Genomic DNA, 14,212 nt, shown 5'->3' on the forward strand with positions numbered 1-14,212 from the left:
AAAAAGGCAAAAACAAACCAATATCAATACCTGTAACTGGAAAAATCATCTGTAGCACCTTAGCTATTTCTTCTCGGTATTAAATAATTTCCTTATAAAATTCCTTCATTACTTCCTCAAGCATTGAAATGTTCTTTTCTCCATTTGTACTTATCCAACCTACTAAATTAATTTACCCACCGGAAAACCCCATCGGAAAACTCATACCTATTTCGAATTCAAGTTCATTTCCGTATAAAGGTAATAAGGGTACGTAGAATAATGCTATTATTTTGATGGATGTAAGTGGCTGGTTAAATTACACATAAATTGGATGGTTTGTTTCAACTGAAATTGCCGTATAATTTAAATGTTCATCCTGGTCTAATAATAATGAAGAACCTAAAGGCAGAGGTAAATATACTTGAAGAGGAGCTTATATACATGTCATGGACTGTTGCAATTGCTATTTTAATTGGTATGATTTTTAAGTTCTTAAATGCCCCTCCGAGTGCAATGGTTGGATGGTTTCTAGATAAATTTGCACTTCATCCGCAACTTGATCCAAAGGATGCTACTATCACGTATAACGGGAATCAATTAAAAGGAGAAGAGAAAATCAGGTTTATTGAAAATTTTAATAAAGCGTCATTTTTAGAAGAATACTGGATATATCCAGGCAACGAAAAATTATTTCTAAATCCGGATATAAATGTTATTCCATATGTCATTAACCTTAAAAGAAGAAATAAAGCCGTAAATTTATTTGTATATCAATATGATGAACACATTGATGTTGTAAAGCAGTATAAGAAGAAAGTGAAATCTTATAGTCTTCGCTCTCATGATCTGCAGGTGAATACTGTATCGAGCGACAAATAGCACATGGCAAACAGCTTCTTTCTGAAGGAATGGGTATCCGGCCTCCTTTTCTATTAAAAAATAAACTTTCATGTAAATGGTAATCATCCTATAATAGGCAGAGGTGCATAATGGGTCTTGCAATAACTTTGGTTGTTATAATCTCGATATTTTCCCTCATAGCTACTATCCTAATAGCTGGAAAAGGAGAGGAAGGATACAGCAAATCTGTAAAACGCACCACTTCCAATCTTACTCTAATCTATTTCGTAGTAATCTTTATTTCCTTGATTGCAGTTGGGGTATATATCATTAAGTTTGCATAAACTAAAAAGTGGAAAAACCTATCGTTATTGTGACGATAGGTTTTTTAAATGATCATATAGAAGAATACAAAAAAATAATGCACCGGGCTCCACCATGGCCTCCCAAAAGGGGTACGTTCGTTTTACATTCGCAAGGGAAGATGAAGAATCCTATTAAATACAAACCACCACCTTCCCTTGGGCATGACCCTCCCCAAAATATTCAAACGCCTCAACGATTTCACTCAGCGCAAACTTTTTATCAATAACCGGTTTTACTTTTCCAGTCCCAAGTAATTCTTTAACCTCATTCAGGTCCCTTTGGTTTGCTCTCTGCAGGAGGTGACTAAATTTCCTGCTTCCTGCCCTGGAAATGAGAGGACCGAAGAATAGTGCTTGAAAGAACTGGGATGGAGATCCTCCAACGTGAACAAACTGCCCGTGTGGCTTTAGTGCCTGTTTGTATGCTGAAAGGGAATTAGAACCGTTCACTCCCAGGATCAAATCGTAACGCCCCTCATTCAGTGTGAAATCCTCTTTCGTATAATCCATGACATGGTCGGCTCCTAAGGTTTGCAGGATCTCTACATTACGGGTGCTGCATACTCCCGTTACTTCAGCCCCGAACGCTTTGGCGATTTGTACCGCAAATGTTCCGACTCCGCCGGATGCTCCGTATATTAATACCTTCTGTCCAGGCTGGATTTTCCCTTTATCACGCAGTCCCTGCAGGGCCGTACCGGCTGCCATGGGGGAGGCAGCCGCTTCCTCGAAGGAGATATTGTCTGGCTTCAGGGCCAGAGCAGATTCGGGGACCGCAGCATACTCAGCAAAGCCGCCCCAGCCGCACACGGAGAGGTCGCCAAATACATCATCACCTTCTCTAAATTGCATAACGTGCTTACCGACAGCTTCAACTGTTCCGGCGATATCTCCGCCCGGCACAGGAAATTTGGGTTTTGTCAGTCCAAAGGCAAAACGGGCAGGGAAGGGCTTGCCTTTTAATAGAACCAGGTTTCCAAAGTTTAGGGAAGAAGCATGGATTTTTACCAGTACTTGATGATCAGCTGGTACCGGTTTAGTTATTTCCTTTACTTTTAGGTTATGGGGTGAACCGTATTTCTCGCATACGATTGCTTTCATACAATCTCCTCCAATTAAAAAATGAAAAGTTTTAAAATGTCCTTGTCAAAATGTTAGCTTTATCATAACAAGGGCATGAAAACTCTTCATTGACTTAAGGTAATTTCTGAAGATTTTTAGAACCTAATTTGTATGGAGTTTGCTTTTCAGCCGCTTTTTTATCCGGCTTAAGGATTCGGGAGTGATTCCGAGATAACTTGCCAGTTGATGCTGCGGGACACGGTCCACCAGCCAAGGCCGTTTCTTCATGATAAATTCGTAGCGTTCTTCAGGGGATGAGTGAATGAAATCTCCAAAGTGTTCCTGAATTTCACTCATGTTGATTTCCATCATCGTCCGGATCATGGTTTCCAGCTGTGGGTATTTGGCAAACAAGATGTTTTCAGTATCCAGGTCGCCGGCAACCAAGAGGGAGTCCTCGACACATATAATGGAATACTTTGAGGAATTCTTTTTGTTATGTAAGTTGATGATGGGAATCGCTTGTTCTTCGGTAAAAAAGTTTGATGTGACTTCATGGCCCCGTTCATCGATAGAAAACTGCCGGACACACCCCTTTAGCACAAAGTAACATTTAATAGAGGATAGTTCTCCTTGTCCGAGCAGGCAGGTTCCTTTTTTATATTCATTGATTTGAAGACTTTCATAGATGGCGCACTGTTCATCACTGCTGAGGGAAGAAAAATCAGACATATATTTCAGGAGGAGTTCCTTCATAAGATCTTCCTTTCAGATTACGGTTTAGTCCCTGTCATTCCATTATACGCATGGAAACGCCAAAATAGCTTTAAACTGTACAGCGAAATCAAACACAAAAAACCGTTCTTCAATTCAGAGCTCGAAGGACGGTTTTCTTCAATTAAAGTTTATTGGCCGGACTCTCGCTTATGAGCTGAAAGCCGCTTTGGGGTTCGTAGAAGTAGAGGGCCCGCCTGGTTTTTCGCTGCTGGTGGCTATGCCGCAGCTGGATGGCATTGTTCTTTTTTTTGTTGAAGCTGCCTAGTTTCATATCGATGGTAAAGGAGTGGCCGTAACTATGGTTTATTCTTGTGGTGAATGGTGATATTTTTTCTGGTCGAAGAGTGTGGGCCAGGGCGAGCCAGATGCACTCGCCGTGTCTCGGTGAGTGGAGCGGGAACCAGTAGATATCGAGCTCGGAACATACTTCGACCGGACACCAGCTGACATTGCCGAGGATGGACTTGGCGCTCTGGATGCCGCCGATGAGGCTTGTGCCATAATAAAGCATGCTGTTGTTTAGAATCGTGGTGGGTTTTTGAGCGACTAAAAACGTTTCATGTCCCTGGATGACCAGAGAATAGTGATTAGCGAACGAATCAAATGATGACTTAATTGAAATGGTTTCATTAGTAATGATATAACGATCTTTCATTTCCATTCGTTTTCCCCCTATAATTATCTCTAAAGTTACAGCTGTCCATTCCCCTTACCCCTTCCTCCTTTCTCTGCTCCTGGTTCAATTATCCTATATTTCCCAAAACTTGTAAAACATTAATTCTTGCAGTGCAGGTTTTTTCAATTCGTTCAAAGATTGGCTTATTTGGGCTGTTTTTTTGAGGTTCCAAAAGAAATATTTCCTGGCTCATTTCTATATCCCGGCAAAAAAATGAAACAGCAACAAAAAGACTGCAGAGAAGAGGTATAAAAAGTAGAGGAAAACCTGACTCTTTTTAGTTATATTAAACTAACATATCCCGCAAATAAAAGCGGCCAAGAAAAAAACGTGCAGGCTGTCTGCACGTTTTTTCCTCAAGCTATCAGTTATTCGGTAATTCCAACTCCGTTTAAGCCATTTTCGCTGGCTTTGGCTTCGGCACTGCCTGCACCGTAAAGATCAACTGCAGACTGGATGATGGCCTTGCGGGCATCACTGAAGTTTGAGTCTGGAGTGAGGTAGACGGTGAGGGCGCGGTAATAGATTTTGCCGAGCTTCTCCTTGCCGATCTCGACACCTGTCAGGTAGGCCGCATGGTTAATGATGGAGGAGTTGATGTGCACTCCGCCATTATCGAGGTTCAGCGGCAGGTCATAGTATTCATCCATGTGCTTCGGATACAAGCCGCGGCCGTCGCCATAAGGCGTATAAGCAGCGCCGACCGGGAATTTATTCGGATTGCTGAGGCTCCTCAGTGAATCACGCCCTGAAGCCACTGCGTCCGGAGCCATAACATCTTCGCCCACTTCCCAATCATCGCCGTCGATCAGTGTGCCGAATATGTCTGAGAAGGCTTCATTCAGTGCTCCCGACTGGAAGCGGTACTTCAGGCCGGCAGAGTGGGTGGTCACACCGTGCGTCATTTCGTGTGCGGCCACATCCAGTCCTGCAGACAGCGGGATAAAGAACTTTCCATCGCCATCGCCATAGGTCATCTGGTAGCCGTCCCAGAAGGCATTGTTGTAATTGTCGCCATAGTGGACAGTCGATTTAATCGCCATGCCTTTGCCGTCGATGGAATTACGTCCATGCTCGTCCTTGTAATAATGATAAACCTGCTCGGAGTTATAATGAGCATCTACAGCAGCGCGGTCATAATCATCTTTGAAGGAGGCGTCATTTCCTGAATAAAGTGTACCAGGGAGGCGGACTTGGGCAGTGCGCCACTGATTTTTGAAATCATACGTATAGATGCCGCCGAGGTTTTCATGAGAATTATCGTACAGGTAAAATTGTGTTCCTTCTCCTGAACCGGCTTCATTTTTATGAGTGATATGGAGGGAGCGGTTTGCGCCTTTAATACCCGTTCCGACTCCTTTTGAAGATTTATATTCATCCGCATGCATCAGGCCATTGTATTGATCGATCACTTCGCCTGTTTTCGCATCTACAAACACGAACCAGTTGCCCGGCTTCTCCCCAAGGAAGGTAACATTCACCTTATAAGCGAGATATTCTTTTTCCTGGAAAGGATAGATAACCAGCTCAGTCTTCGGGTCGTATTCCAGCTCTTCAGGGGCAGAGACGGCTTTCTTCGCATGTTCCAGTGCTTTTCCTGAGGAAAGCTCCGGCTTTGTCGAAAGAGATTCTTCTGCAACTTCATTATTATAATAACCATTTACAGTGGAAACACTTCCGTCCTCTGCATAGTGGACGATCAGCTCAGCGCCTTCAACCGGCACGCCGTCCTTTTCCTGCTGCAGCTTTACATGAGTCATGCCCTTGCTGTCCTTTTCCTGGGACTTCACTTTAAGGTTCTTTCCAGGGGCCGCAAGCTTCAGGGACTCCTTGTTCTGCTCTACATATTGAACTGCATCCGCATTCGCTCTTTGCCCGGATTTATTCTTTACGAACACCTGTTTATTCTGCTGACCGTAGGCCTTGCCAGGCGTACTGCTGGAATTCTCAATTTGAACCGCACCTGCAGGACTTGCGCCGAGAGCGCTCGTAAACAATGCGGCAGACAATACCATCGGAAATACAAACTTCTTCTTGTTCAATAACTTCCCCTCCAGAATACTAGATAAGGCTTCCACTGTTTCGGTTAACGAAAATTCCGGGACGCTTAAAAAGTATTGTAAGGGATGGAAGAGCAATTGTTAACAATAATTTTAAAAGATTCTGAAAATTGAGTCTTTTGGAATGGATAGAGGGCAGTAAAACCGTTTTTAAATATAGTTCTTAACGCTTATTTTTTAAAAAGGCTGTTTTCAATAAAGTTGCTATACACAAAAAGCTCGCAAAGTATATAATGCAAGTTTTTAGTGCAGCTATATTTTTATTCGAAATACAGTAGCAAAAACCAGCTATCTTTCTCAAAAAAAATTTCTATTAAAAAAGAAATTGGCCAAGGGTGTGGCAGTCAGGATTCATTCTGGCAGAGTCCTGGTCAATATCTCAGTCTCCACTGAGATAAAAGCTCCTTTTTGCGGAATGAAACAATATATCGAATCGAAACAGGGAGGAACCGCGATATCCCTGATCCTGCTTGTGACCGGTTCGGGGCCAGTTTGATTTATGCGATCCATGAAGGCTGATAGTTAAAGGAGGGATATTCATGAACCGTTATAAAGCTGAAAAAGTCGTTTTTATATGTCAATCTGTCGATGCTTGGGATCATGTTTATCCTGCCGCTGTTATGGGTATTATTTGCATCATTTGATCTCAATGCCCAGTAGGGCCTAAAAATGAAGAGCTCTTTTACACTCGGGAACTTCACATCGCTTTTTAAGGATCCTGCTAATCTCCGTTCCTTTGGAATCGGGCTGTTATCTCGGTTGGCCAGGCTGTGCTTGTGGTAATGGTCGCCATCATGGCCGCTTATCCGCTGTCGCGGTATGCCCTGAAATTCAAGAAGCCGTTTATGAATAGCATCCTGTTCATGACGGCCCTGCCAATCACGGCGGTGATGGTGCCGGTCTACCAGCTCTTCATTTATCTGAATATGCAGGATTCCCTCATCGGAACCATCCTGTTTTTAACGGCATCCGGACTTCCTTATGGGATTGGATGATGAAAAACTTCATGAATTCTGTTCCGCTGGAATTGGAGGAATCAGCATGGATTAACGGTGCGTCTGTGTGGGCTGGCCTGCGGAAGGTAGTCGCGCCGCTAATGATTCCTGGCATTTCAGTCGCAATCTTTACCTTTTCCGGAAGCTGGGGGAACTTTTTCGTTCCGTATTTCCTTATTCAGTCACCGGACAAGTTTCCGGCCTCGGTCACCATTTTCCAGTTCTTCGGGACCTTCGGGATGATCGAATACGGAAAGCTCGCTGCGCTCTCCATGGTGTATACGATGCCTCCAGTCATCTTATATATATTTTCACAGAAGTTCATGAGTACAGGCTTAAGCCTCGGCGGAGTATCTAAAGGCTAATCTCAAAATAAAAGGAGTGCTTGATATGTTTTGGACACTTGATAAATTAGAACGCCGTATACAGGAGCTGGATTCCTACCGCTACCGAAATGCCCAGGCGATTCAGTCTTTTCAGGCCCTGGAGGATGCAGAAGGTAACATTTCCGAACGGCCGCCTGAAGGCGGGGAATGGGGAACAATGAATGTCCTGGACCGCTGGGAAGGCCGCGACCAATATATCTGGCTGAAAACCCAGGTCTCCATCCCGGAGCAGTGGGCCCGGCAGAAGATTGTGGGTGTGTTCGACTTTGGGAAAACAGGCGGAGGCAATAACTCCGGATTCGAGTCCCTGTTGTATATAAATGGTACACCGTATCAGGGAGTGGATATGAACCATCAGGAGGTGTTCTTGGATGGAAGCCTCGCCGGGAGCAGCATCGAGCTCTGCTTCAGGCTCTGGTCAGGGCTTGAAGGCGGAGGGCAGCCGACGCTTCAGGAGCATCAATTGAAGAAGGCGTTTATCGCCTGTCTCGATGAAAAGGCCGATGATCTGTATTACACGGCAAAAGCAGGCTTGGAAACCGTGAAGTATCTTGAGGAAAACCAGCCGGAGAGACAGACGCTCCTAACCGTCCTGGACCGCGCCTTCCTGTTAGTGGATTGGTCAGATGCGGGCTCAGAAGGATTCTATGATTCTCTTTATGAAGCTCAGTCTCTATTAAATGCAGAAATCGAGCAAATGCCTCCAAGTTTCCCTGTAACCGTGACCGCCATCGGGCATACCCATATCGATGTAGCCTGGCTGTGGCGGCTGAAGCATACAAGAGAAAAAGCGGCCCGCTCCTTTTCAACCGTCCTGCGCCTGATGGAGCAGTACCCGGACTATGTGTTCCTGCAGACCCAGCCGCAATTATATGACTATATCAAAACGGATTATCCGGAAATTTATGAGCAGATCCAAAAACGGGTGAAGGAAGGACGCTGGGAAACAGAAGGCGGAATGTGGCTCGAAGCCGACTGCAACCTGACATCCGGGGAGTCGCTCGTGCGCCAGCTGCTTTTAGGTACAAAATTCTTCCGCGAGAACTTTGGGAAGGAATGCGAATATCTGTGGCTTCCGGATGTATTCGGCTACAGCTGGGCCCTGCCGCAGATTCTGGTCAAGTCCGGCATCAAAACCTTCATGACCACGAAAATCAGCTGGAGCCAGTACAACAGGATGCCCCATGACACCTTTAAATGGAGAGGCATCGACGGCACGGAAATTCTGACCCATTTCATCACCACCCCTGAGGATGACCGCTGGTTTTATACATATAACGGCCAGATCACCCCTCGTTCCGTCAAAGGCATCTGGGAAGCATACCGGGATAAGGGCGTGAACCAGGAGCTCCTGCTTTCCTATGGCTACGGCGACGGCGGGGGAGGCGTGAACCGCGAAATGCTGGAGATGAGACGAAGGCTGGACAAAATGCCAGGCCTGCCGGCTGTGAAGACAGGCAGGGCGGACGAATTCTTCCAGCGCCTGCATGAGAATGTCGAAAACACCGATCAATATGTCCATCTCTGGGATGGGGAGCTCTATCTCGAGTACCACCGCGGAACGTATACCTCACAGGCCTACAATAAACGGATGAATCGGAAAATGGAGCTGCTGCTGCGTGAAACCGAGTGGCTGAATGCGTTGAACAGTGTCCTGAAGGGTTCCTGGGCAGGTTATCCTGCTCAAGGACTCGAGGAAAGCTGGAAAATCGTATTAAGAAACCAATTCCATGACATCATCCCTGGATCCTCGATCACTGAGGTGTATGAGGACAGCAGGCTGGAATATGCTGAAGCATATGAGCTTGCGGCGGGTGCATGGAGTGCGGCTTCACAGTCCATCACTGAGAATGATGGAGGAAACGCAATTGCTGTTTACAATTCCTCTTCGTGGAAGCGTAACGATCTTGTGAAAATTGACACTACTGCTCCTGGTGAATTGATCTGGAAGAATGAGAGTGGAGACGTACTCGACTCCCAGAAAACGGCGGACGGAGATTGGCTGGTCTGGGTTTCGGATGTACCGTCACTAGGCAAGAGCACCATCCGCTATGAACAGGGTACGAATGGAACTGATTCTCGTTTCCATACAGCTGAAAAAAGTGTTTCCACCCATTTTTATGAAATCTCTTGGAATGACAACGGCCAGCTGACCTGTATCTTTGACAAGAAAAATGAGCGGAATGTCCTGGCACCGCATACAAAGGGCAATGTGTTCCAGGTGTTCGAGGATAAGCCGATGCGCTTTGATGCCTGGGATATCGATATGTACTATCAGGAAAAAATGAAGGAAATATCGAAGCTAAAGGATATACAGGTAATCGAAAATGGACCTGTGCGCTGTGTGGTGGAATTCAAATGGGCATATTCCAACTCAACTATATCCCAAAGAATGGTCCTTTATTCCGACATTCCGCGGATCGATTTTGAAACGAAGGTGGATTGGCATGAACAAGACCAGCTGCTCAAAGTCGCATTCCCTGTGGAAATCCGGGCAACAGAAGCCACCTACGATATTCAGTACGGAAACGTAAAACGGCCGACCCACTGGAACACAAGCTGGGATTATGCCCGGTTTGAAACAGTCGGCCATCAGTGGGCAGATCTCTCTGAGCGGGATTACGGGGTGAGTCTGCTGAATGACTGCAAATATGGCCATGACATCAAGGACAATGTGATGCGGCTGACTCTAATAAAATCCGCTACCTATCCGGATATCAGAGCAGATCAGGGCGAGCATCTGTTTACCTATTCGCTCCTTCCTCATGCAGGCAGCTGGTATGAAGGAAATACCGTGCGCCAGGCCTGGGAGCTCAATAATCCTCTCACCTATGCGGAAGGTCAGACAGAGAGTGTTTCACTGTTCAGTGTTTCTGCACCAAACGTGATCGTGGATGCTGTGAAAAAGGCAGAGGATAAGGATGCCCTTATCATCCGTCTGCACGAATTTGCCGGAGCCCGCGGGAAAGTGGAGCTTGGTAGTGATAGAAAGATTGAATCCTGGCAGGAGTACGATTTGATGGAGAGACCTATCACTGAGGTTCAGGAAAGCAAAGGCTTTGCGTTTGATATTAAACCTTATGAGATTAAGACTTTTATGGTGAAGCTGAAATAGGGGATTCTTAAAAAGGGAAAGATGATTGGGCCAATGAGAAGCGGTTTAGAGAGGCGGCTCAGGACTAAAACCGCGACCGCTCCTCCTGGAAATGGTTCAGAGAGAGCTTCTCAAGACCAAAGCAAGAATGGCCCGCTGGAAAGTGGTTCAGAGAAGGTGACGGATCGTATCACAGGAAACATAATACTTGAACCGGGGGCTCTCATAGCATATTGCATTGAGGGCCTTCTGCTGCCTTTAAAAGGCTCAGAGCAATTCGAACCCTATTCAGAGCCCATTGTGAATGCCTCCGAGCTGTTCGGAATACAACTCAAAACCCTGGAAATACCCTCCGAGCCTTTCGGACCTGTCTGAAACTTATTGTGAACTCATTCTGAGCAGTTCGGAATACACTTCGTAACACCGCTCGGAACCCATAGGAATACCCTCTGAAGCTATTGGATCCCACCTATGGTGGCATTGTGTTGAAATTATATAAAGAGTGGAGGGGGTCTTCCTATGGGGAGCTCTAGCATTCTGTTTGTTATGTTTTTTATTCTTGTTTTGTTATCTGAGTTCTGTGGTAATATGGCTGGCCAGCAGGTAACGAAAATCCTCCTCATGGTAACCGGATATCACTGATTTATGCTTGTGCAGGGAAGGGAAGATGGAGGTTCATTCTTATAGCGGGAGTGCCTTTGACGTTATATTTGTATTCGCTTGGGGTTCTGGTTTATATATAACCTTTTAGAATCATAGATTCCGGTACGGGCTGAAAAAAGAGAACCAGCCCAAACGGCGGTTCTCTCTTTACATTTATTTTGCTGATTCAGTAGCTTTGTAGAAGAAGATTATCACGGAACAGAGATAGCTTTATTTGCAAAAAACCCAATTAATGATAATGAAGCCAGACAACTGGCTAATGTCGCTTAACCAGCGCACAAGACCGATATGCCGACTATACGTTGTGGCAGGGGAATGGAGATGCATATCGCCATGCTTACTGGAGTGCACTAATGACCAATCACATTAGTAGAGACTTTGCGTATCAAGCAGGATATCCTCATGAGGGGTACTCTCACGGTGATTCTTTATCCAGCCTTGACGTAAAGATGGATATTGAGAATAATTATAGAGGAAGGATTGATGGAACAACATGGTCCTCTTCAAGTAATGCTTCTTTAGGTACAAAAATAGCTGATACAATTTCAGCAGGCTCACCTAAAGTAAGAATTAGGACACATACTACTGGTACTCCAGCCGAATACATTGACGGCGTGCCAACTAAATATACTGGAAAATTCGTTCCAACATCCGATGGAGGAAGAGTTAAGTAATTTTAAAGGGGCTACTATGAAGAAGTTACTTATTTCAATATTATTATTATTAGTAAGTATCATATATTTGATTTATAGAATTACGGTTAATCCCATTTTTTTAACAGGAGTATCTGCCAAAGTTAAAAATCCTATCCAATTCAACGGACTAACAATAGGGATTGACACTGGATTTATTGAAGGCAGCCAAAAATCAATTTATACCATTTCTCTTTTACCAGTTTATTTAATGATAATAATATCTTTGCTGTTAGTAATCCTCTATCTAAGAAATAGGAATAATTGAATAAGAAAAAAAGATAATCCTTTTGTGGGTTATCTTTTTTAATGTGGAATGGAAAAAGTCCACCCAGTCTTACTACAGTCATTCAATAGAAAACAAACTGTATTTTCATGGAAGGAAAGGGGGAGAGCAAAAAAAGAGAACCAGCCAAACCGGCGGTTCTCTCCTTAATCTTATTTCGTTGACTCATTTGATTTGTAGAAGAATTTGGCGGTAATCGAGCCGTCACTATTTTCTTTGATGTTTGTTACATGAATTCCAGAATCTCCAGGGGTTGCGCTGTAACCTTTCCAGAAGTAGTAGGAACCGCTGTGGACATTCCCTGAAACCGGAGTGATGCTGCTGCCGGTTTTGAAGAAGTCGCCTGCATCGCCGCGGTTGACGTTGTGCTCAAGGTCATATTTGCCGTCTGCCTGAAGAGTGGACAAGCCGTAGTGGCTGATGACTGTACCATTTGCAAGCGTGATGGACTGGTTGGACTGGAAGCGCTTATTCATCCAGTTTTCCACATTGTTCGGTGTGCCGTACTGCTTCAGGACATTTTCATCCACGTGCCAGGCCACCAGGCCGTGGGCATCTTTGCCCTGGCGGATCAAGCCTTTATTAAAACCTGTCTGCTGGACATTTTCGAACAGGAAGTACTCGGTGCCGTTGGAGCCCGGCACTTCCATCTTGACGAAGGCATCCGTAGAGCTTGCTTTGTTTACCGGCTTAAGCGTAATCGTTTTGACACCGTCAGCAGGTGTTACATTGATTGGGGAAGCCCAGCCAAGGAACATTTTGGAGTATGGATCAAAGTTCACTGGCGAGTTGCCGGAATATTGATTGGCATCCGGGTAGCGCATCCAGGAACCGCCCGCCATCATGGAGTAGTTGCCGACTCCTTCAGAGGTATAGGCTGTGTCATAGAAATCCGGCAGTCCGAGCGCATGGCCGAATTCGTGGGAGAAGACGCCGGCCTGTCCAGGGTAAGGACCGGTCTTGGCAGCATCGCTGTAGCTGTCGGTGGCAAGATCATAGCCGGCCACATTTCCGCCGATTTCCGGCTGGACATTGTAGTTGTTGACTAACACGCCGTCAAACGTATGGTCTGTGATAAATTGTGCCCGCCATGCACTCATTTCAGCAGCTGATACCACGCCATCGCGGTTCACGTCCGGTGTAGCAAAGCCTGTCTCATAATACTTCGCATAATACAGGGCGCTTAAAGCATTCCACTTATGGGACCAGATCTGGGCCGGATCCTGGCTCCATTCAGCCCCTGATCCTTCATGGACGATGAATACGTTCTGAACCTGGCCGTTCACAGCATATTTAGAGAAATCGACTACACCGTCCGCCGCTTTGAACACGTCTGTCACATATTCACCAATATGGGCATCACCGTTTACATTGCCGTTCACATACTTGCCATTCTCCGCATGCTTCCCGTCCTGATCCAGGTAGTAGGAAGCGCCCTTTGGCAGTTCCACCCACACCAGCTGGGCATTATCCTTCTTCACAAGCTTCGCTTTGCCATAGCTTGATTCCTTGTAAATATTCTGCATCGTATTATCAGTCGGCGCTTTCACACCGTTAAATTCTGCAAATTGTTTAAACTCATCAAGCTCATATGGATTATATTGATCCCCGAAAATGAGGTCATCGAAATATTTGGCAGGCACCTGTCCTTTAGGATCACCCTTCGGCTCATCGCCATCTTTAAATTTCGCCAGGATTACAAGTAATGGCACATCACCGACAGCCGGCTTAGGAGTTACATGATTGTCTCCGGCCTGTTCAAATTTTGACCCTTGCTGTTCGGCAAACTTCTCAGCCGGATCCGCTTTTGTCAAACTCTTTCCAAGCTCTTTTGCTTTTGCAGCCATTTCAGGGGAGGCACCCACATAATCAGCCAGACTGATTCCTTTAAGATCAGATGCTTTAACCGATGTTGGGCCGGATCCGTGTAGTCCGGATAACCCGATGCTCCCAGCCAGCGCAACCGCCAGCGCAGATTTAGATAAAACTTTCAGCACATTCGACACTCCCTCTATTTATCTAGTAAGTTTGTTGCTATTTGAATATATCAGAAAATTTTGCAATCAGTTATAAAGAGATATCGACAGGAGTTTACAAGGATTAGCAGCCCCACAAGAGGAAGACCGAATGAATGGAGAAATAATAGTTCTTTAGTTATATAAAGTACCTAAGGTTTGCCAATAGGGGTCCTGGTTTTTGTCGAATGCAGCAGAAAATTTCTTTCGTAAAGGGAAATATTTTATGGTTTTGAAAGCATTAACTCTTAGAGTCAATCTTTTAATCCGCTCCATTCAGCGGTTACTAACTGTGAGTCTTGCAACTTATTATTTAAAC

At 45.2% G+C, this 14,212-nt stretch carries 10 protein-coding genes and 1 pseudogene; 6 read left to right on the forward strand and 5 right to left on the reverse strand.

Annotated elements, in window-relative coordinates; translation table 11 throughout:
- The first annotated feature begins 423 nt into the window (after positions 1-423).
- A complete protein-coding gene (locus V1501_RS08930) occupies positions 424-861 on the forward strand; it encodes a YfmQ family protein (protein ID WP_409292693.1) in 438 nt (145 codons plus the stop codon).
- Positions 862-1,319: 458 nt separating this feature from the next.
- Here V1501_RS08930 and V1501_RS08935 read toward each other — a convergent pair whose 3' ends face one another.
- The 4 genes from V1501_RS08935 to V1501_RS08950 form a co-directional block, all read right to left on the reverse strand.
- Positions 1,320-2,288: an NAD(P)-dependent alcohol dehydrogenase gene (locus tag V1501_RS08935; RefSeq protein ID WP_409292695.1), complete on the reverse strand. Its 969-nt coding sequence runs from the start codon at positions 2,286-2,288 to the stop codon at positions 1,320-1,322.
- Positions 2,289-2,411: 123 nt separating this feature from the next.
- Complete coding sequence (locus V1501_RS08940; RefSeq protein WP_409292696.1) at positions 2,412-3,005, reverse strand: Crp/Fnr family transcriptional regulator; 594 nt, start codon at positions 3,003-3,005, stop codon at positions 2,412-2,414.
- 142 nt (positions 3,006-3,147) lie between these two features.
- Positions 3,148-3,687, reverse strand: coding sequence for a competence protein ComK (locus V1501_RS08945; protein ID WP_409292698.1), 540 nt, complete (start codon positions 3,685-3,687; stop codon positions 3,148-3,150).
- Between the two features lie 383 nt (positions 3,688-4,070).
- On the reverse strand, positions 4,071-5,744 hold the full coding sequence (locus V1501_RS08950) for a M4 family metallopeptidase (RefSeq protein WP_409292699.1): 1,674 nt from the start codon (positions 5,742-5,744) through the stop codon (positions 4,071-4,073).
- 618 nt (positions 5,745-6,362) lie between these two features.
- On the opposite strand from V1501_RS08950, the pseudogene V1501_RS08955 reads away from it, so the two are divergent.
- From V1501_RS08955 to V1501_RS08975, 5 genes and pseudogenes are all read left to right on the forward strand, one after another.
- A pseudogene (locus V1501_RS08955) lies at positions 6,363-7,122 on the forward strand (carbohydrate ABC transporter permease).
- 25 nt (positions 7,123-7,147) lie between these two features.
- Positions 7,148-10,258, forward strand: a complete 3,111-nt coding sequence (locus V1501_RS08960; protein ID WP_409292700.1) for an alpha-mannosidase — start codon at positions 7,148-7,150, stop codon at positions 10,256-10,258.
- 33 nt (positions 10,259-10,291) lie between these two features.
- A complete protein-coding gene (locus V1501_RS08965; protein ID WP_409292702.1) occupies positions 10,292-10,612 on the forward strand; it encodes a hypothetical protein in 321 nt (106 codons plus the stop codon).
- A 590-nt stretch (positions 10,613-11,202) separates the two neighbouring features.
- Positions 11,203-11,574 (forward strand): DUF6973 domain-containing protein, encoded by a 372-nt coding sequence (locus V1501_RS08970; RefSeq protein ID WP_409292703.1) that lies wholly within the window; start codon positions 11,203-11,205, stop codon positions 11,572-11,574.
- A gap of 16 nt (positions 11,575-11,590) precedes the next feature.
- Positions 11,591-11,860, forward strand: coding sequence for a hypothetical protein (locus V1501_RS08975; RefSeq protein WP_409292705.1), 270 nt, complete (start codon positions 11,591-11,593; stop codon positions 11,858-11,860).
- Positions 11,861-12,030: 170 nt separating this feature from the next.
- Here the strand turns inward: V1501_RS08975 and V1501_RS08980 are convergent, their stop codons facing one another.
- On the reverse strand, positions 12,031-13,875 hold the full coding sequence (locus V1501_RS08980) for a M6 family metalloprotease domain-containing protein (protein ID WP_409292706.1): 1,845 nt from the start codon (positions 13,873-13,875) through the stop codon (positions 12,031-12,033).
- Between the last annotated feature and the right edge of the window lie 337 nt (positions 13,876-14,212).

The sequence above is a fragment of the Paraperibacillus esterisolvens genome, assembly GCF_046237625.1.
GTDB classification, from domain to species: Bacteria; Bacillota; Bacilli; order Bacillales; family DSM-1321; genus Paraperibacillus; species Paraperibacillus esterisolvens.

What these genes read in the sequence shown, in the direction of transcription:
- V1501_RS08930 (WP_409292693.1), top strand. Translation starts at nt 424, where the DNA reads ATGTCATGGACTGTTGCAATTGCTATTTTAATTGGTATGATTTTTAAG.
- V1501_RS08935 (WP_409292695.1), bottom strand. Translation starts at nt 2,288, where the DNA reads ATGAAAGCAATCGTATGCGAGAAATACGGTTCACCCCATAACCTAAAA.
- V1501_RS08940 (WP_409292696.1), bottom strand. Translation starts at nt 3,005, where the DNA reads ATGAAGGAACTCCTCCTGAAATATATGTCTGATTTTTCTTCCCTCAGC.
- V1501_RS08945 (WP_409292698.1), bottom strand. Translation starts at nt 3,687, where the DNA reads ATGGAAATGAAAGATCGTTATATCATTACTAATGAAACCATTTCAATT.
- V1501_RS08960 (WP_409292700.1), top strand. Translation starts at nt 7,148, where the DNA reads ATGTTTTGGACACTTGATAAATTAGAACGCCGTATACAGGAGCTGGAT.
- V1501_RS08965 (WP_409292702.1), top strand. Translation starts at nt 10,292, where the DNA reads ATGAGAAGCGGTTTAGAGAGGCGGCTCAGGACTAAAACCGCGACCGCT.
- V1501_RS08975 (WP_409292705.1), top strand. Translation starts at nt 11,591, where the DNA reads ATGAAGAAGTTACTTATTTCAATATTATTATTATTAGTAAGTATCATA.